Here is a 20,327-nt window from a genome sequence, read left to right on the forward strand (position 1 = left end):
GTCATGCGCGCGGTGTTCCCACCCCCGGTCACCACCTACAAACTCAACCTCTTCGAAATCGCGCACAACGTGTAGCCCCTGCGCACACCGCTCGGCCGGTATCTGGTCGACGGTGCGCGACGCGCCAATTCGCAGTGGCAGTGTAGAGGCGTGGATAGAGAGCTCGCGACTGCGCTGGAACAACTCGAGCAAGCCTTCGCACCGTATCCACGACGAGCAGTGCTCGATGGTTGTCCTCATTGCCGGCCTTCGACGTCGGTCGATGAGCACGATCTCTTCTCCCTGACCATCAGGTTGGGGAACACGGTGGGTGACCGTGAGGATGTCAAGAGCCTGCTTCCATTGCTGTTCGAGCGTCTGGTGACGTCCACCGACCTCGACCCGGGCATCGTCCTGTCGAAACTGACGCAAGAGCACTGGCGCACTTGGCCCCCAGCCGAGCAACGAGCGATCGAGGAGTACCTCGACGCTGTGTGGCGGTCCCTGTTGGCAGAGTTCCCGTCGCGAGTCGGGGCGTTCGTCGATGCGGCGAAATTTCTCGACGTCGCCCTTTCGACCGGTGCCGGTATCGAGCGGTTTCTGACTGCTTGGAACGCGATCCTCGGCCCGGCATCCGATCAGCACCTCGCGCAGCTCGTGAGCACCGGCGGCTTCGCCGGCCGCCGGTGCACCGTGGCATCGGCCTGGGTTTGCCGAGAAGCGATACGCGACCGGCTGCTCACGGCCTTCGAACGCGACCACGATGCGGTGTGGGCGGATGATCTCGCGGTGGCCTACGACATCCTGGGCCGGCACGCTCTGACCTAACAGACAACCACGCCCACAGCCGACAACCCGGATCTCCCGCCGATATCACCGCGGCTTGAAAGTTCATTATTTTATGAATACAGATTCTGATGTACTGTCTGGTGTATGGAGACCGCCGTCCACACCGATGCGCTGGCCCGGTTCGGGCATGCCCTGTCCGATCCGACGCGTACTCGCATTCTGCTGAGTCTGCGGCAGGCCCCGGGGTACCCCTCGGATCTGGCCGAGCAGATCGGGGTGACCCGTCAGATTCTGTCCAACCACCTCGCCTGCCTGCGCGGCTGTGGGTTGGTGGTCGCGGTGCCGGAGGGCCGGCGTAGCCGTTATGAGCTCGCCGATGCCCGGATCGCCGCGGCATTGCAGGATTTGCTGGGGTTGGTGTTGGCGGTGGATCCGGCGTGCTGCCCGGATTCCGAGGTCCAGGGGGGCTGCTGATGGCGACGCTCGGTATGCCCTCGCTTCCGTCGGCGGTGGCCGTCGGGCCGAATCCGGCGCGGAAGGCAGTGCTGGCGCGGCGGATCCGCTGGTTCGTTGCCGCGACCATCACCTACAACGTGATCGAGGCGGTCATCGCGCTGTCCGAGGGTGCTCGTGTCTCCTCGACAGCGTTGATCGGGTTCGGCTTGGACTCGGTGATCGAGGTGTCCTCGGCCGCGGCGGTGGCGTGGCAGTTCGCCGGTCGCGACCCCGAGGCGCGAGAGAAGGTCGCGCTGCGGATCATCGCGTTCTCCTTCTTCGCTCTCGCCCTCCACGTCACCATCGACTCGATCCGGGCACTGTTCGGGCTCGGCGAGGCACAACATTCGGTGATCGGGATCGGGCTGGCCGCGGCGAGCCTGCTGATCATGCCCGTACTCTCGGCCGCGCAGCGTCGTGCCGGGCGCGAACTCGGATCCGCGTCCGCGGTCGCCGATTCCAAGCAGACCCTGCTGTGCACCTACCTCTCGGCGGTGCTGCTGGTCGGGCTGCTGCTCAACAGTGTGTTCGGGTGGTCGTGGGCCGACCCGATCGCCGCGCTGGTCATCGCCGCGATCGCGGTGAAGGAAGGCGTCAACGCCTGGAAGGGCGATACCTGCTGCCCCGCACCGACCGCACTCACCGCCGCTACCGGGGGCGCCGGTGGCGAGTCCTGCGACTGCTGTGACAACTCGGCGATAAAGAGCCACTGATACCGCGGCTGCCCGAACCCGCCCGCGCTCGCTACCGCCGGAAATGACCGCACCGAGGAACACCCGCGGCGAGCGCGGTGCGATAGTTCCGTCTCGCTTCGTACCGAATTCCCGGACGTGGGAGCACCACCCGATCCCGCATTTAATCGGTCAACGGCCATCTGTCGATTCCACTGGCCCGTCCCTCGGTCGGTTCAGCCGCGAAAGTACCGGGTAGGAATGAAGGTCATGCGCCTGGTCTTCCCGCCCCCGGTCACCACCTACAAACTCAATCTCTTCGAAACCGCGCACAACGTGTAACCCCTGCACACACCGCTCAGCTGCTATCTTGTCGACGGTTCATGGCTGTGCGGATCAAACTTCGCGCGGCCTCGCCTGTCACCGATTGGCCTGCCAAGATTCCGAAAGCCCGCTGGTAGATCGCGATCTCCCGAGGTTGAGTGATGGTGAGCTCCGCAGACACCGCCTCCACGAGAACCATACGCTCATCGAACATTACGAAACTGGTCGCAGGCGCGCGCCATTCCGATTCCGCCGGAACGATCCCGAGCAAAACTCGGGGCAACCCCATCACGGCGAGAAGCCGGTCGAACTGACCTGCCATGACCGAACGATCGCCAACCGTGGTCGACAGCGACTGTTCGGCGATCAAGATATGAAACCGATGCTCACCCCGGTACAGAAAGCGCTGACGTTCCATCCTCTTCGAAACACCCTGCTCCACATCATCGGGTACCCCGTAGAACTCGATGCTGCGACGCAACATCGCCTCCGCGTACTCTGCGGTCTGGAGTATCCCGGGAATCACTACCGGCTCGTAAATTCGCATCAGCTTCGTCTGCTCGGCCAGCGCTACCGAACGTGCTTGCCGCCGCCCTGTCCCCGCGTGCAATATCCGCCGCCATTCCAGGTGGGCGGCCTCGACGTTCCGAACCGCCGCCACCAGGTCCGGAAGCTGATCTCCAGCGTCGGCGTGTAGACAGTAGGCACGCAGATCGGCTTCGGAGGGGCTACGGTCCCCTGTCTCGATCTTGGATACCTTGGACTCGTGCCACCCTGCCATCGAGGCGAGCCGCCGCCCCGTGAGACCCGCATCCTTGCGCATCTCACGGAGACGTCTTCCGAGCGCGCGACGCTGCTCGTGAACCGCGTCGCTCACCGGGTTGAATCGACCGCCGAATAATCGGCGAAACGGGTAGCGCTTTCCCATAGCCGCTGTTTCACATCGACACAGTAGTCAACGATCCACGGGTCTGTCGTCAGCACCAACCCGACTCCACGGCCGTCAGGGTCACGGGCGTGGAACGCCACCCGCTCGTCGTCCAACAACCAGTAGTCCTCCACCGGGACCTGACCGGCACGATGCCGCGGTAGGTAGCGGATATCCTCCCCCGCCTTGATGTTCTCCGGCGTGACCGTCAGCATCCACCGGTGGTAATCGGTGATCGGCTCGGTAACTACCCGGACCCGGCGAACAGCCACTCCCCGCCGGGTCGTCGCTTCCACCAGTGATCGCCACGGCCTGAACCACTGATAATCGTCCTCGGAGTTCCCCGATAGAAACGCTTGCAGCGGCCCGGACTCAACGGCCACACCATAGGAGTCACGCACTTCGAGATGGAAGGCCTCTCGGATACACGAGTGGAGCAGGGCCGGAAAGGGATCATCCTGCTGAAGCAGCACCGTAGTGGCTCCTCTCCCGCTTGGGCACCTCGATAACCGACTCGTCCTCGGCCAGCTGCAACTGCGCAAGCGCTTCGGGCTCCTTCACGGCGCGGCCGGAAAGCGTGAAGGTACCCCGACCGGTGTCGATCATCGTGGCGCCGATGAAAGTGTTGGGCTCGGCAAACGCCGGTAGCAAGTGCGGGATCTCCACCGTTCCTTGCCGGTCGGTCGTCCAACCTTGGACAACATAGGTGCCTTCATCGCTGACATACAACGACGGACACTCACCGACAGTCGACCCGCCCCCTGCCGAGAAACTGCAATCGCATGATTCCTTCTCCCATCCCAAGATGTGACCATGTATGACATCACCGGAACCAATTCTGCCCCAGAAAAAGCCGATATTTCGCAGGTCATCCTGATCTGGTCAAAGATTGTCAAACTTCTGGCCCTGCCCTGGACAACGCCCCTAACGTCATTCGTGGCTCGCGGCGGCGGGTGCCGATCCCTCGCCGCCGCGAGCAAGCCAACTACCAACAAGGAGCCACGGTGCTGTTCTCGGTGAAAGTGAGCTGTTACGGATCTCGGTGGCTCCTGTACGCACCTGCCTTCGGCGTATCCCGGCTTGTCGAGCACAAGAGCGACATCCGGAAGACCGCGCGCGACATGATCGCGAGATGCGGCGCGGCACCATCGAAGTTCGAAGTGGAACTGGAGTTGGGCAGAGTATTGGATGAACCCAGTCTTCGGACCGCCCCCGAGACGCCGCCCGAGCCAGGGTGACTCCTGCGGCTCGCGGCCGGGAAGCCCGCCCCTCGACCTGTTATCCGTTGCCGGAGACCTCGTTCTCGTTGGCTTCGAAGGCGTTGGCCGAATCCCGGAGGTTGACGGCGTTGTCGCCGAAGACCGTGACCAGGCCGGTGAGGGAGGCGAAGGTGCTGTCCCGGTTCGCCTTGTACCCCTTCTCCCCCTCCGCGAATTCCCGGCCGGCCTTGTCATCGCCCCATGGCTCGCCCCGGCTTTCGCAGTCGGTCTGCAGATCGGTGAGGATCCGCCGGGTGATATCGGCGACTACACCGAATTCGACGGCGGCCTGGCGTAATCCGGCGGGGTTGATCTCTACTGAGTCGCTCATTGCCCTGCTCCTGTTCTCGGCTCGGATCAGATCGTGAAGTCGGCGGTGGTATTCGATCGGCGCTGGTGGAAGCGGGCCTCGAAGCCCTCTGAGTAGAGGGAGGGCGCGGTCGAGGAGGAGGACTGCTCGATCACCCCGTCGTCGGCGATGTAGAAGAGGGCGCGGCCGATGGAGATCTCGTCCGGCCGGGTGGGCACGAACACCATCCAGCCCACGCTCAGCCGTTCGGCGACCAGTTCGTCGAGTGGATAGCCGGAGGTGTCGATTCCGAGGGTGCGAATGTGCTCGCGGACCGCGGCGATCGCGCGATCACGTGTCAGGACCTCGGGAACCTCGGTCACCAGGCCGGCCAGGGACAACTGGTACAGAGCGGCGTCGATATCGTCGGACGGGTCGTCGAAGAGGGCGGCCAGCGTATCGCGGTTGACCACACCGGATTCCGTGGCGGCCACCAGATCCGCCGCGGCCGCCCGCTGCCCGTCGCCCGGGGTCGGGCTCACCAGGCTGCAGACGACATCGGCCACGGTTTGTGCCGACCACACACCCGGTACCGCGGCGCTGATCAGGTCGGCCGGGGCCGATTCGCCGCGGAACCAACTGCCGTCCTCCCACCAGTAGCAGAAGGACAGCAGGCCGCGCGCGGCGCGCGGATTGAGCACCTGGTCGGCCACCCAGCCCGGGGCGCCCGCATACAGGTCCGGCATGGGTTCGCCGCGGTTGTAGGCGGCGTCGAGTTCCGGGGCATTCCAGATTCCGCCCGACAGCACGGCACGCCCACCGGGCAGCACGTACAGCGTCGCGCCGCTGCGTCCGGAGCCCTCGAAAACGCCGAGTGCGGGCAGTATGCGCGGGCCCCACTCCGAGCCGACGGCGACGAAAGCCGCGGCGATGGTCGCCCAGCGCGCCCACAGCACCGGGAGGTCGGGGAAGTCGTCGCTGGACCGCACCGCCGCGACACCGGCGTCCCGGTCCGCGTGTGCCTGTGCCACCGCCAGCTGCGGAGACCGTCGCTGGCGGTCTCCGTGACCGATGTACGCGGCCAGCCACACGGGCAGCCGGTCACGCGGGAACACCCGCAGATCGGCGAGATATGCCTCCGGTACCAGGAGCTGGTCCTCTGGGAAGGGCTCGTCACCGTAGTCGTAGCCGATATCGAGATCGCCACTGACCTGGCACCGGATCACCATTCGCCACCACGGTCCGTCGCCCAGCCCCGCGGATATCTCGCGGTGCAGCCGGACCAGTTCGATCGTCTGCTCGGCGGGCTCGAGTTTGGACACGCGGCCGGTTTCCTCGCGGTACAGCGCGTAGGTCACACCGCCCGCGACCGTCACCGCGAAATGTGCTTCCAGCTCCTGCCATCCCGGCGGGCCGGCGGCGGCCAGGGCGCGGGCGATATCGTGCGCGAGTTCGGTCGCCTGCTCTTCGATGGAGGGGGCGGTGGCTTCCGCGGGCGGGTCGGCGTCGCCGATCACCGGCGAAGGGTCGGCCACGGCGGCCGACGCGGGCGGAGTCACCGGCGCAGACGCGGCCGGGGAAGACACGGACGGCGCGGCGGAGTCCGCGTTCTCCGGGAAGGGTTGCGGGGCCGAGGATCCCGGCCCGCCCAGACTGAAGGCGATATCCGGAGCCTCGCCGGTCGCGGCGCCGGCCTGGTGCGGTTGGTTCATTCGGTGCTGCCTTCCTCATCACTGCGGCGATCCGGCGTCTGATTTCCGTGATCCGGATGCCCGCTCGGCTCTCCCGGCGGCCGGCGCTCTTCGAGCGCGGTACCCGGGCTGGGCGCGGGACGGTGTGGGGCGGTGCCGTCGGTCGGCGCGGCGAAGGGGCGCCGGGCGCCGCCGGGGTCGGATGTGGTGCGGCGTAGCCGATGGATGGGGCGCGCGAGGAGGTCGGGCATATGGCGGGGCGGTGTGGCCGGGAGGCTCGGCACCGCGGGCGGGCCGCCGACGAGGGAGATACGAGAAGCCGATCGCCGCATACGGTTCCAGGCGCGCGGTGCGGCCGGGGACGGCGTGGTGGATGCGTCGCTGCGTACCGTGAGGATCGTGTGCGCCGGGACGCTTCCGTCGACTATCTGCTCCGGACGCTCCGGGGTAATGGATTCCTCGGGCGGTAGCGGCAAGTCGGTGCCGAATTCCTCGACAGCGTCGGACTCTTCTGATCGCTCCCCCGGGCCGTCCTCGGTCTCCTGCACAGTCACCTCCGCGCGCGCCTGCGCGACCTCGGTCGTTTTCACCTCCGTGGGTGCCTTGGGGACTTCTGGGAGTTCGGCCGGTGCGGGCACGATCCCCGATGCCTTCCGCGACTCGTGCGCGGCCTTCGGCCCGGGCAGGTCCGAGGCCTCAAGATCCCGGACGGTCTCGGATTCCTGAACCTCCACGGTTACCAACGGCTCGACCGGCGTCTCCGCCTCGTCGAGTCCGGGTGTCTCCTCCGGTACTTGCGCCGAGAGGGGCCGGATAACGGTCTCGGCCGGTGCGTCCGAGATTGTGGTGTTCTCGGGATGCGGATTGTCGCCGGGCGATACCGCGGGTCCGGCCTCCTCCAGCGGTTCGGAAACCTCGGAGGAGGCAATCTTGACGGTTCCGAAGGGCGACGGTGACCCGAGGTCCGCACGCGATGTGGCCACGGTGGCAACCTGATCCGCCGGGTCGAGCAGGCGGGGATCGGTGCTCAGCGACGTTCCGCCGAGAAGCGGGAAGCGGCCGTGCCCGGTGACCGCGGACGATTGATCGCCCCGGTACCCGGTCGCCGAATCGGCCCGGATGAAGCCGAGCCCCTCGTCCGAGCGGGACGGTCGTGGCTGCCGGGTCGTCTCGGGGACCACGGGGCGGAACCGGTTGTCCGGGGGCAGCGAACTCGCGCGGTCGCGGAGCGGGGCGCCTTCGGGCGTCGAAATGCCGGCCGGTTCCTGATCGCCGGATCCGATACTGCCGATCGACTCCTCGTCGTAATCGCGGAGTGCGGAACGGAGGTCGGGCAGCCGGAGCGGCGGGCGCACCGATGAGCCGGTGGGCGCCGGCGGGCCCGGCTCAGGAGGCGGTTCCGCCTCGGAGAGCGCCGAGATGCCGTCCTCGGACGCCTCCGCGACCGACTCGGACTCGATGACCGGGATCGGCGCGACAGGCGGTTGGGAGGAGGCCTCGGGGGTCGGGGCAGATTCGGGCGGGCCGTCCTCGTTCGACGGCTCGGAGGCCTTGAAGTCGGCCAGGGATGCGGCGATGGCGGCCGCCAGGTCCGGATCGGTCCATTCCTGATTCCGGCCCCCGGACTCGGATACCGGGGCGGACGCGCGGACAACGGAAATGGCGGGATCCGCGAGAACCTGATCGAGAGTGACCTGGACCGGCATGCTGTCGGCGTCGTGCATCTCGCCCGGCCACGCCCCGGTCGGCGGCAGCCAGATGTAGCGGGCCGCGTCCGCGTCGCCGAACACCACGATCCGGGTGGTGTCGGGGGACGGCCGCGCGAACTCCTGTGGGGTGTAGTGCTCCGCGTCGGGGCCGAGCAGGTCGGCGAATTCCGCCCAGGGCCGGGCGTGCCGGTTGCTCACGAGCGCGCCGGGTGGGTGAGTGGGCGCCCCGTTCCCGGTGGGTACCGCGAGGTGGTAGTGGTTGTGCGCGATCAGGGCCGCGCCGTGGGGTCGCGCCCCGGTGTCCTCGCCGAAGGTCCAGCCGTCCGGGATCTGCCGGCTGTACAGGCGCACCACTGTGCCGTGCTCGGCGAGCGCGGCCGCCGCGGCCCGCGGAACCAGATGGAAGATGCCGGTTCGCCAGACCCCGCGGGTGCGTATCCGATCGACCTGCTCGTCGTACGCGGCGCGGTAACGGGCGGTATCCCGCGGCGAGATCGGGGCCTTTTCCTGCTCGGAAGTGAGTTTCCGGCCCCGGTTCTCGGCGGCCACCATGATGTTCTGGAAGACCTCGAAGTAATCGTCGCGCCGGGGGCCCGACAGTTCGTCGGCGGTCAGGGCGCGTAGCCGGCGGATCCGCTGGTCGAGTTGGGCTTGCGAGTCGTACGGGTCGCTGTGGACGATCCGTTCGAGCGAGTGGAAGAAGCAGTCGCCGTCCGGGGGCATCGACTCCCATACGTAACCCTCCGGTGCGTGGACGCCGTCCACGACGGCCGAGCGCGCTCCGGTCCCGCGCCTGGACTTCGGCGGCGGTGGTTTGTACTGGTAGCCACCCTCCAGGCCGGAGAGTACGGATTTGCCTTTCCCATCGCCCTTCGCTTCGGCTTCCGCGTCTGCCTTTGCTTTGGCTTCCGCAGCTGCCTTGGCCTTGGCTTCCGCGTCGGCTTTCGCCTTGGCCTCCGCATTCGGGTCTGCCTTGGCCTCGGCTTCCGCGTCCGCCTTCGCTTTGGCTTCCGCGTCGGCTTTCGCCTTGGTCTCCGCGTCCGCCTCGGCGTCCTTGTCCTTGTTTTTGTCCTTGGTATCGGTCTCTTTTTCGGCTCCCGGCTGCTTCGCCTCCGTTTCGGGCTTCGGAGGCTTACCGTCCTTCGGCGCATCCGTCTTCTTCGCGACATCGGCACTCGCCGGCGGCGTCTCGATACTGCGCAGGATCAGATCACCGGTGACCCATAGGGTCCCCTTGGGCCCGCGGACCTCGACGAGCGCCACCGTGCGCAGGCGGTGCCCGTCGGCCGGGGCGTTGGTGCGGAAGAGGTTGCGCAGGACACTGCCGGCGGCGCCGCTGCCGCCCTTGGTCTCGGTCTGGCCGCCGATGGGGATTCCGGTGGGGCCCATGCGGTGGTTGCCCGCTTCGGTCAGCTTGCCGCTGTAGGTGAAACTCGGGGCGACCGTCGTGCTCTTACTTTCCGAGGAGCTCATATTGTCGACGGTGAATTCGAAGCGGTCGTTGGCGATGGAGGTGGCGGATTCCTCGGCGCGCGGTGAGTAGAGACTGAGTTTGATCTGGATCCCGTCGACCGTGACCTCCGCGGCGTGCTTGCGCGGGGTGGGCACGGTGCCGGATGGGTCGACATTGAGGAACGGCGCGGTGGACTGGGGACCCAGGAAGGTGGCCGCACCGCTGGCGACGAGCGTGACCAGGCGGTTGTACATGGCCTCGGCCGAGCGGGTGTTGTCGTTGGTGGCCAGCGAGCTGTCGACGGCCAGCAGCGCCTCGGCCAATTGCGGTGACGCGTCGAATTCGCGGATATCGAACGGGTACTCGGGCTTCCACGACTCCACGGACAGCAGTTCGCGCACGTTCGCGGGCACGGAATCGGCAGGACGGGATTCACTCGCGGACGGATCGAAGGCGTAGGTGGCCGGCTCGGTTCGCGAGACCTCGGCCGCCGCCGGCTCCCCCGGTTTCGGTTTGGGTTTCGTATCCGCGATATGCAGGCGCACATGGGAGGTGGCGTTCAGCGTCTCCGATTCCGATTTGCCCGGCGGCGGGAGTTCCTCGGCGACCAGTCCCTGCGCGACCCCCATCCACTGTCCGCCCATGACGAGGGCGTCTCCGGCCTTGTCGTACAGATACGCCGACAACGATTCGGTCATCGGCCGCCAGTCGACGGTGACGGTGTACTCCGTCGGAACCTTGAACTGGTACTGCGCGTCGCTGCTGCGTTGCCACGCGCTCAGGTCACGCGTGGAGGTGTGGACTTCGCTCTGGGTACCTTCGCGCTGGACGGCGAGCGTGCCCGACCCACGATGACGGCCTTTCTGGCCGCCCATGGTGAAGCTCAGTTCATTGCCCTTGGTCTGGCTGCTGCCGACGCTGGTCGCGCCCGGTTCGAGGAGGGAGTTGCCGTCGGCGCGGATATGGCGGTGGACGTTGTCCAGGGCGGCGGTACGGGGAACCTGCTTACCTTCCAGGGTGGCGAGGGTCTGTCCATCCGGCAGGTCCTCGTCGCGCCGGGGGCGGGCGGTGAACGTGACTCCGACCAGGCGCGGCACGATCCCGGTCCGGTCCACGAAATGGAAGGAGTGGTTGCCTTCGGAGCCGGCGTTGGCGAGGTTCCGCACGCCGAAACTGGTGGTGTGCTTGTTGATCAGCGGTGCGACCCCGGGGTGGTAGTTGGCCGAGCCGACCGTGGTGGCGCCCGGGGCGAGTTTCTCCACCAGTTTCGTGGCCGAGTCCTGGAGCGCGGCGCGGCCGTCGTCGAAGAGGACCTCGGTGACCGATCCGAAGGACAGCAGGCCCTTGGCCGTCTCCGGATCGTCGGTACGTTTTCCGGCGTAGGCGTCGGGCAGCAGGCGGGGCTCGGTCGGCTGCCACTGCCCGTCCTTGTCCTTTTCGTTCGCCTCGGGCAGGATTTCCGGTTTCTCGCCGCGCGCCTTCGCCGCGTCCTCGACGAGTTTCCGGTACTCGGGGTGATCGTGCAGGTCGTGATCGGTGAGGAAGAATTCGAGTCGCCTCGGTGCGTCGACGACGCGGGTACGGGTGGCGTACGGCTTACCGTGCAGCAGCCCGCTGAGGTAGTTGCGCAGGCCGACCTCGACGGTGACGAGATAGTGCCCGTCGGCCACGAACCGGTACACGTTCCCGCCGTAATCGGACGTGACCCGCATCGTATCGGTGGCATCGGCGGAGGTGACGCTCTTGCTGGTGGAATCGCTGCCCTGCCAGCCGCCACCGGGACGGAGACTGTCGTCGGTCTTCTTGCCGTACGTGCCCTGAAGGGTGATATCGCCGCGGTTGCCGCTGTTCTCGGTCGTGGTGCGGGCGGTGTTGTTGGTGCCCTCGAGCCAGTGCTCGGTATCGATCGGCGTCGGCGCCAGCGCCTCGATGTTGTCGAAGTAGCCGCGGATATCGACGCTGTAATCCGTTCCGGTGACGCCGCCGGGGATCTCGGCCTCGAATTTGTAGGAGTCGCGGAAGATCAGCGGCGCGAAGGAGGACATATGGTGCGGCGACAGCGCGGTGTGCACCACGGATTGGACCGGTGACGTGGCATTGCGCACCGGATCACCGAAGGCATTGCGCCAGACCCACTTTCCCGCGCCTGCCACCTTGTCCCACACCCAGTTTCCGACGTCCGACCAGGTCGTGGCCGGCGCGTCGTCGGACGGGGCCTTGTCGTCGTCCTCGGGCCAGGCGCCCGGCGGTTTCGGCGGCTTGTCGTCCTCCGTAAGGCGATCGGTGACTTCCCGGGTCTCGGCGTCCTCCGTCTCGAGGTCGGCCGCCTTCTGAGTCTCGGGGTTCGCCGCCTCCAGGTCGGCCGCCTTCTGTGTCTTGGGTTTCGCCGCCTCGAGGTCGGAGTCCTTCGGGATCTCGGATCCGGCCGGGCGGGATCCGTCCCGAACCGACAGTTCGTGACTCTCCGGCTCGGAAGGCCGCGAGCCGAACCAGGCGCGGACGGCGGCCCGGAACGGGTTGGTTTCCGGCAGCCGGGCACCGAGGTTCCACCCGGGCCGGGCGCCCGGGGCCGGCGGGTCGATCTGCTGCCGGTGCAGCGGGAGTGTGCCCTCCGGGGTCCGCGGGAAATCACCGGGGATCGACGGGGGCCGGTCACCGTCCAAGAGCTCGGCCGCCTCGGTCGCCGCGTCGCGTTCGATATCGCCGATGAGGCCGATCGTGGCCTTGTGCAGTATCTCGCCGACCGGGTGACCGGCGATGACGGCGGCCAGCGGAAGCCTGCCGACGCCCTTTTCGATCGAGGTCTTCGTGGCGAGGCCCAGGCGTTCGATGACCTCGGCGGGTGGTGTGCCGTCGGAGTCCGGGTCGTCGTCCCGGATAGTCGGTTCGGCCAGGGGTTCGGTACTGGGTTCGCCGGTGGTCAGATAGGTCGGAACGGCCAGGTGGAAGCTGCCTCTACCCTCGATCGGCTCGGGGCCGGAACCGTGACTGTAGGCGATCTCGACGTAGTAGCGGGTGGGCACCCCGAATATCTGGATGCCGGGTTGCGCGGCCTTGGGCCCCGGGCTGAAGGTGTAGTTCTCCTCGGCGTGATTGTGGTCGGCCTGGGTGGTTTTCGAGGTGCCGCCCGACCGGTTGTAGGAGCCGCCGAAACTGGACACCCCTTGGCTGCCGGTGACGTCGAACGGGTTCGTCACCGCGCCGGCGGCGCCGACGTCCCAGGCGAACGGCGTGCTCTCGGACTGCTCACCGCTGTGCAGGATGATGCCGGTGTAGTTCATCGTCTGCACATGCGGGGTCAGCCACTCGTGGGTGACGCCTTTGTTCGGGTCGCTGTCCGGGTCGTACCGGCCGTCGTCGGTCCCGTAGTCCCGGGCGGCCTTGATGGTGACGGTGATGCGTTCGGTATCGATCCCGTTGGATTTCTCGAACACGGTCCGGGAGCCGCCCTGGATCATCTCGTCCACGGTGCCGAGCTGGTTCAGCCGGGCTTTGATCTGCGCGAGTTTGTGGTAGTTCTCCAGCCGCTGATTCCGGGTGGAATCCTGGTCGAGGATGCCGGCCCGCTCGGTCTCGGGTGGCAGGAACCCCTTGCCGGCGACGAACTTCTCGATCCCGTCGAATACGCCCGTCGGGATATCGACCTGCAGCGGAGTGGTCAGCAGGCCCAGTTGCTGCAGATGCAGCAGGTCCGCGGGCAGGTACCGACGTTCGGCGTCCGTGGGCCGGTGACCGAGGGACTCCTTCGACGGCACCAGCATGTTGATCGGGTAACGCTTGCCGGGTTTGCCGTCCCCGGGTGAGCCGTCCGCCTTCGCGGCCGGGGCCAGGGGTGAGCCCGGTTTCGGCTCGATGGGCGGACCGTCGGCCGGGACGAACCGGACCCGGATCTCCATCTCGGGTGTCGTGTGCAGCAGGTGCGATACCAGGCGCAACGCCCGCGAGGTGAGGGCACGGTCACCGTAGGTCAGCGTATGACTGGTCTCGTGCGAGGCCCCCACCTTCAGGGGGGTCAGCTTTCCGCCGACGGGCGCGTACCCGGTCTTCTCGTCGGCCTCGGCCTTACCCAGCCCGAAGGACAGGGCCACCGAGCCGCCGAGCGCGTTGGAGATCATGGATCTGGCCTGGGTGCGCAATGCCCGCAGCACATTGGATTCGAGCCGGGAGGCGCCCGCGGTGGTGGTGGGCCCGGTGAGGGTCTGCCCGCCGTGGAAGTCGGCGATCTCCACCTCGAAGAAACCGAGCGGTTTGCCGGACGCGGTGTACAGGGTCCGGGTCTGCATCCACCCGCCGTCCATCAGCGGGATGTTGCCGCGGAAGTTGTCGCCGAAGAACGCCCGCAATTGGATGGCCGAACTCTGGGAGATCCCTTCGACCTGGTCGGGGAACGACTTCATCACATCGGCGAAGAGGCGGTCCTGGTGTGGGAAGTCGAGCGCCCCGTAGAAGCGGAACTGCTTCTGTGAGATGACATTCTCGTCCTCCACCGGAGCGGCGGGATCGGCCTCGTCCGTCGTCGCCGAAGTGGATTCGGGGGTCACGAGGGGCCGGTGCCAGGGCGGGGGGACGGTGGCGGCGTTCCCGGGATCCACCTTCGGAAGGCCCTTGCTCTCGTCGAGGTATTTCGGGAACCAGGCCACCAGATCGTCCGGGACCGGTCCCGGGATGGGTTTCCAGCCCTCGGCCTCCGGCAGATCCGGTGACAGCACACCGGCCAGGCCGTCGTCGTTGAGGCGCATCTCCCACTGCATCTCGTAGCCGTGTGGCACGGCGGCGGCCTCGGTACTGCGCTTCTTGATGATCGACTGGATCGTCGAGAAGACCGAGGTGCTCGACGACAGCTGGTTGTGGGTGGCGGTGATATGCGGCGCCAGACCCCAGTTGAGGAACTTCCGGCTGAACGCGTTCCACAGCAGGTCGACGGCGAGTCCGGCCGAGCGCAGATCGTGGCTGCCCGCGGTGTCGGCGGTTTCGGTGAACCCATAGGTCCAGCGCTGGGTGCTCACCGCCGGGCCACTCTGCGGCAGCGAACCGGCACGTGGTTTCAGGGCCAGGCGCAGGAACACCGGGAAGTCCTTGCCCTGGTATTTCACGCCCAGCGGCATACCCGATTCGCTGAGCAGGCGGTATATCTCGGCGGTGGTCAGGCGGGAGGTCAGTTTCCGTTCCACATCTGCGCGGAACTTCGCGTCCGGGGCGCTTTCGGGCTCGTCGTCCTCGGATTTCCTTCCGAGGCCCGCCATGGTCAGTACCCGATCGAACCGGGACGGCCCGGTGGACAGGAGCTTGTCCACCTCGTTCTGGAATTTCTGGTCGCGGCCCAGTTCTACGAGTCTCGCCCGGATCTCGGCGGTGGTCACCTCCGGGTTGAGTTCCCGGACCTCCTGGAGCCACCGTTGCGCCTGCGATGTGCCGCTGTTGGTCTTCACCTCGCGGACTACGTGTTCGCGCAGCCACTCGATGGTGCGCTGCGGAATCGGCATGACATGGATCAGGTCCTCGGCGCCCCGGCGATGGGCGCCGAAGTTCTCGACCGGATCGCTCAGCGGGTTCGCGCCGACACGGGTGGTCGCGGACAGACCCTCCGAACTCGCGGGGACCGTGACCTTCGGGTTGCCCTCGGCGTCGTAGAGCACCGCGTATGTTCCCGCCAGCTCACGCGGTACCCGCGGCGGGAACACCCGGGTATCGGGATCGGACCGATCGTGCACCGCGACCGTGCCGTCCTCGCCGACCCGCAGCAGGTACGCGTGCGCACCCACACCGTGGGCGTCGGTGTAGTCCCGGTACTCGTCCACCACCAGCGCCACCGCGCCCGGCCCGAGGACCGCCAGCTGCGTGCGGATGTCCTCGTGATCGCCGAACCGCCGCAACGGCGCGCCCGCCATGCCCGCCAGCGCGTCGGCGGGCATACCCGTGATCCCGGCGAGCGATTCGGGCACCTGGGGACGCGGACGGCCGGTGAACGCCGACACCTGCTCCAGCGCCACGACCGCGCAGTTGACATCGCCCCATACGCCGAGGGGATCCTCCGGCGCCGAATAGCCCGGTGGCGTCGGATAGCGGGGCAGCTCCGGATAGTCGTAGGCCGGCAGGTCGTCGCGGGCGGGGACCACCGCCCGCGGCATCGGCATCCCGGTGGAGGCCTCGGGCACCCCGGTGGGTTCGAGGATCAGCAGATCGGTGACCCCGGCGCGGGTCATCATCTGTTCCAGCACCGAAACGTGGGTGTAGCCGGTCTCGCCGGTGTCGGGATCGTAGACGTGGAAATCCGCGGTCGCGCCGACGCGTTCCACTGCCAGGGCCCGGGTGTGGCCCGGGTTCACCATCCAGATCCGGACATCGGCCGCCAGATCCAGCAGCGGGGCGGATTCGCGCAGCACATGGGTGGCGCCGGCGCCCATGCTCAGTTGCGCCCAGTTGACCCACCGGTCCGCGGTGCGCTCATCGGTCGGGGCGCGCAGACCGGCGATCACATTGATCGCCTCCTGGCGCTGCTCGGAGGTCAGCGTCGTGAAATCGAAACGGCCGGCGTCGCTCACACCGTGCAGCAGCCAATACATCGCCAGCCAGCCACCGAACCGGCCGACGGTGTGGCCGGGAAGTTCGGCCACCCGGCTCTCGGGGCGGATCCACAGCGTCCGGTCGTTCGACTCGGCCAGTTGCAGATAAGGGTTACGCATGGTCGCCGGGTGGTGCCACGACTCCTGCTGCACGGTGGTGCGGCGGCCGTCGACCAGCACGGTCGGCAGGCCGCGCGACAAGCCCTGGAACAGCCGCCCGAGCCCGGACCTCGCCCGGCGTTCGTAGGGGGCCGTGGTCACGGGGAACTGCCGTGGTGGCGCACCGGGCGGTTGTTCCGTTGTCTGCGGCGGAGGCAGCTTCGCGGGCGGTGCCGATCCGTCGAAGACCGGGGTGCCGTACTGGTATCCACCCGGCCTGGACGGACCTGCCTCGTCCTGTTCGGACAGGTTCTGGATCGTCGGACTCAGCGGAGTCCGTCCGGCCGCGACCGGCCTGGTGCCGGCCGGGCCGGGCAGATCCTCCGGGCGGAAGGACGGGCTCGGGCGGGCGGGCCCGGCCGGGTCGCCGTCGCCGAGGTCGGATGCCGTGTCCGAATGGAACCCGTCTCCCATACCGGGCAGCGGGCCGAACTGCCCGGTGCCGAGGGCGGTTTCGATCGAGGGGAACTCCCGCTGCGGCCGGAAGACGAAGGGGTGCGGTCCGGGGGTGCGTCCGGTGCCCGGGAGTCCGGGCGGCGTACGCGGCGGTAGCGGACGGCCGGCGTCGATATCGTCGCTGCTGCCGTCGGTGGTGGGCGGCGGGCGGGTGGACGTGGTGCCGGTTTCCGCCGCGTTGGGCCGGGGCGGTGGTACGACCGGACGTCGCGTTCCGCTGTCATCCCCCGGCGGGGGCCCGCGGGCGGTATCCGGATCGGCGCGCCGCGAACCCAGCAGTTGCTGTTCGACAGCGGCCTTCTGCAGGGGCGTGGCGAGGTCGCGCAGATCGTTCTCGGCCGATTCCAGCGCGGCGCGCGTCCGGTGCAGATCGTTCTCGGTGTCCTGGTTCCGGTCGTTGCCGTAGGTCTCGGCGGCTTCGCGATGCTCGCTCGCCGCCTGCTCATAGCGTGTGATGAAGGTCTTGACCCGGGTGTTGGGAGCGGCGCTGCGATAGTCCTCCGGCGAGATGTAGTGCCGGGCCTCCCCCGGGGTGCCGCCGGTCGCCCAGTCCCCGTTCGGGTTACCGCTGCGCGCCGCGCGGGTCTCGGCCTGGTGGTTCACGCGCTCCGAATAGGCGGGGCCACCGCTGATCTTGACCTTCAGCCCACCGTTCGCGACGGCTTCCCGGGACGGGGTGATATCCACCCCACGGCCCATCATCTTGTTGCCCAGGATGATCCGGCCCATCTCGCCGCCGTCGGCGATGATCTTCTGCAGTTCGTCGTTCGCCCGGTCCTTACTGCCGTGCGAATCCACCCACGCGACATCGAGTTTGTCGAATTTCACCTCGACGCCCCGCTCGGCCGCGGCCCGGTCGAGCGCCGCGGCGAGCCGCGCGACATCGGCGTTGTCCATCGCGATGGCCAGCTGGGGTGAACCCTTCTGCTCCCAAGCTCCCGATTCGGGGTCGCGCACGAACGCGGTGTCGAGGATATCGCCGGCCATCGCCGTGAACTTCTCTTCGCCGGAGCTGAAATGCCGGGCGTCCGGGGTTTCGAGCTGCGATTTGAAGAACCTGTCCACATGCGCGATCGGCCCGGTCCCGTACTCCTCGTGCATTACGTCCTCGACCCCGCGGGGATTGCCCTCGGAGGGGGTGAGCAGGGTCCCCGACATACCGGTGATGTGATCGAAATGGCCGCCGCCGAAGATCTGCTTGCCGGTGATGCTCAGCGAATGCTCGGAATCCGCCGTGATCTCGAGCCCGTTCTTCGCCTCCAGGTACTTGGCGAATCCGTTCCACCGGCTCGAACTCTGCTTCTCCGGATCGTCCATGACCTGATCGTTGGTCTGCGAGGAGATGATCTTGATCTTGCCGTCGTCGCTCACGTGGTAGTCCGAGTCCCGCTCCGGACCCCATTCGGCCTGCGCCGCGTGCGCGAACTCCGCCGCGTCCGCGTCGCTGATATCCCGCTGCCCCGACCGCAACATGATCGCCAGTTTGGCCCGGCCGAACCGGGTCATCTCCGCGTCGAAGATCCCCCGCTTGTCCGGGTCCTTCCCGAAATCCGCGGGACCGAGTACGCCGCGCCGCTTCGCCTCCTGCAGCGTGTTCCACACGTCGTGGACCCGGTTGGAGAAGGTCTCGTCGGCCGGGCCCGACTTCCCCGGCGAGAGCACATAGTGGGTCTGCTCGTCGATCAGCTGCGCGTCGATCTCGTCGATGATCAGATCGCCGCCGGGGAACGGTTCGTAGCGGTCGTCCAGGCCCCGGCTCTCGGCCGCGGTGTCCAGCAGCGCCCTGTACTCCCGCATCGACGGCGCCTGTTCCAGATCCGCGCGCAGCCGCGCCAGCTCCGCGGCCGGCATCCCGCTCTGCTTCAGCTTGTCGACCATCGCCTGCGCCTCTTTGACCGCGCGGAACCCGTAGTCCTGCGCGGTGCCCAGCACGATCAGCCTGCGGCCCTCGACCCGCGCCGGGAACGGCCGATCCGAATCCAGGTGGTACACATCGATGCCCAGACCGTGATCGCCCGCGACGAGATTCTCGAACTCGTGCCGCATATGCGTCACGAGCGGATCGGAGCTGGTCATCACATGGGCGATACCTTTGTCCAGGACGGTGCGGGTGGCCCGTGAGATGGCGGTCAGTTCCTTGCCCTCGCCGGTATCCATCTCGACCGGACCGTGCTGCATCAGGATTTCCGATGTCAGCTGGGTCCACCGCAGCACCTTGCCGCCCGGGCCACCGATATCGCCGCCCGTACCCCGGCGGAACAATTCGATCTGCGCCGTCCGGGAGTCCTTCTCCGAACCGGTGAGGATCCGCTGCTCCAGCTCCGCGTCCCCCAGCGTCGCCAGCGGGCCGGATCTATCCGCGCCGGCCTGCATATCGTAGTGCGCCAGTAGTACTTCGGCGGCGGCCTTCGCGGCCGACACCCGCTCTCCGCGCACCAGCGGGAACGCCTCGTCACGGCCGATATGCCCGTCCTGGAACGCGTTCCAGGTGTCGGTACCGGCAACCTTCGCGGCGTCCATGAGTTCGTCCACGGCCGATTCGACCGTCCGCCGATGATCTTCGGCCGCCTGTTCGTAGCTCGCCCGCGCCTCGGTGATCCGCGCGTCGTCGCGGGTGGCCGAGGCGGTCTCGAGCGCCTGCCGGGCCTGTTCGAGGCTGTCGCCGGAGCGTTCGATGTCCTGTTTCAGCTGCTGCCGGTGCTGCTCGGCACGTTCCTGCGCGGTGACGAGGCGCTGATAGGTATCGGTCTCGCGCGTCGGAGTCGCGGTATCGGCGCTGTGGTCGCCAGGTGTCCGGTGGTCGCCCGGCGCGGTGGACCACCCGATCCGGGCGCCGCCGGTGGCCAGGACACCGTCGAGCCCGAACGCGGCATCGACGGACGGTGACCCGTCGGCGTCGTAGAGCACCGCGGACACCACCGCGATATCGTCATTGTCGCGGAACAGCAGCGGGGTTTCCTGCCCGGTGGCGGGATCCCAGACCCACGCTTCGCCGTCACGGATCGACATCACCACGGCATGCGCACCGACCCCGTGCCGATCGACCGGGCCCCGATAGGTTTCCACCACCGCCGCCCTGGCCCCCGGACCGAGTGCCCGTAGCGCCTCACCGACGGCCTCGTGACCGGGAAAGCGCTGCAGCGTCCCCGTGGAGCGCATCTCGAACTCGAGCGCGTCCATACCGGGCAGTCCCACCGGTTCCCGGGGGGCGTGGATCCGGTGATTGCCGGGGAAATCGGCGGCCAGGCGCTGCAATACCTGCCGGCCGCATTCGTTGCCGGTCCGGTCGCCGGTGCCGCGGTCGGTAACCGGGTGCTCCCGCGCGATACCGGGGACTTCGGTGAACCGCTCGGCCGCGGACGGCTGCCCGGTGACTTCCTCGGCCACCGGCTGGACCGGATCACGCCGCTGCGCCGAGATACGCGAGAGCGGCTCGTCCTGACCGAGATGGGACCGGAACGGGTTCGTGCCCCGGGCCCGCGGGCCGGGGGTCTCCTCGCGCGGCTGCCGGATATCGCCGTCGGACCTGGTCGAGGAATCACGGCGACTCGGATCGGCCGTG

General features: G+C 67.8%; 9 protein-coding genes. 3 read left to right on the forward strand and 6 right to left on the reverse strand.

The annotated features are described in order from the left end of the window. Nucleotides 1-150: 150 nt before the first annotated feature. The 3 genes from ACWDU1_RS12175 (at nt 151) to ACWDU1_RS12185 (ending at nt 1,976) form a co-directional block, all read left to right on the forward strand. Complete coding sequence (locus ACWDU1_RS12175; RefSeq protein WP_449997980.1) at nt 151-807, forward strand: hypothetical protein; 657 nt, start codon at nt 151-153, stop codon at nt 805-807. Nucleotides 808-912: 105 nt separating this feature from the next. After that, nucleotides 913-1,242 carry an ArsR/SmtB family transcription factor gene (locus tag ACWDU1_RS12180; protein WP_449997982.1) on the forward strand — a complete coding sequence of 110 codons (330 nt, stop codon included), beginning with the start codon at nt 913-915 and terminating at the stop codon, nt 1,240-1,242. Beyond that, a complete protein-coding gene (locus tag ACWDU1_RS12185) occupies nt 1,239-1,976 on the forward strand; it encodes a cation transporter (protein WP_449997994.1) in 738 nt (245 codons plus the stop codon). The genes ACWDU1_RS12180 and ACWDU1_RS12185 overlap by 4 nt, the downstream gene beginning before the upstream one ends. Nucleotides 1,977-2,292: 316 nt before the next feature. On the opposite strand, the gene ACWDU1_RS12190 is transcribed toward ACWDU1_RS12185, so the two are convergent. The 6 genes from ACWDU1_RS12190 to ACWDU1_RS12215 all read right to left on the reverse strand — a co-directional run bounded on the left by ACWDU1_RS12190 (nt 2,293) and on the right by ACWDU1_RS12215 (nt 20,152). Continuing rightward, a complete protein-coding gene (locus tag ACWDU1_RS12190; protein ID WP_449997984.1) occupies nt 2,293-3,135 on the reverse strand; it encodes a helix-turn-helix domain-containing protein in 843 nt (280 codons plus the stop codon). Further along, nucleotides 3,132-3,659: a DUF6879 family protein gene (locus tag ACWDU1_RS12195; RefSeq protein ID WP_449997986.1), complete on the reverse strand. Its 528-nt coding sequence runs from the start codon at nt 3,657-3,659 to the stop codon at nt 3,132-3,134. The genes ACWDU1_RS12190 and ACWDU1_RS12195 overlap by 4 nt, the downstream gene beginning before the upstream one ends. Further along, entirely contained in the window at nt 3,640-3,915 is a 276-nt protein-coding gene (locus ACWDU1_RS12200; RefSeq protein ID WP_449997988.1) for a hypothetical protein, read from the reverse strand. Before ACWDU1_RS12200 ends, ACWDU1_RS12195 begins: the two co-directional genes overlap by 20 nt. 549 nt (nt 3,916-4,464) lie before the next feature. After that, nucleotides 4,465-4,776, reverse strand: coding sequence for a WXG100 family type VII secretion target (locus ACWDU1_RS12205; protein WP_449997989.1), 312 nt, complete (start codon nt 4,774-4,776; stop codon nt 4,465-4,467). A 26-nt stretch (nt 4,777-4,802) separates the two neighbouring features. After that, complete coding sequence (locus ACWDU1_RS12210; protein ID WP_449997991.1) at nt 4,803-6,446, reverse strand: hypothetical protein; 1,644 nt, start codon at nt 6,444-6,446, stop codon at nt 4,803-4,805. Further along, on the reverse strand, nt 6,443-20,152 hold the full coding sequence (locus ACWDU1_RS12215) for a hypothetical protein (protein ID WP_449997992.1): 13,710 nt from the start codon (nt 20,150-20,152) through the stop codon (nt 6,443-6,445). The genes ACWDU1_RS12210 and ACWDU1_RS12215 overlap by 4 nt, the downstream gene beginning before the upstream one ends. Between the last annotated feature and the right edge of the window lie 175 nt (nt 20,153-20,327).

The sequence above is a fragment of the Nocardia sp. NPDC003345 genome, from assembly GCF_053589395.1.

Bases quoted from the DNA above. Each gene is read 5' to 3' on its own strand.
- ACWDU1_RS12180 (WP_449997982.1), top strand. From the start codon at position 913: ATGGAGACCGCCGTCCACACCGATGCGCTGGCCCGGTTCGGGCATGCC.
- ACWDU1_RS12210 (WP_449997991.1), bottom strand. From the start codon at position 6,446: ATGAACCAACCGCACCAGGCCGGCGCCGCGACCGGCGAGGCTCCGGAT.
- ACWDU1_RS12205 (WP_449997989.1), bottom strand. From the start codon at position 4,776: ATGAGCGACTCAGTAGAGATCAACCCCGCCGGATTACGCCAGGCCGCC.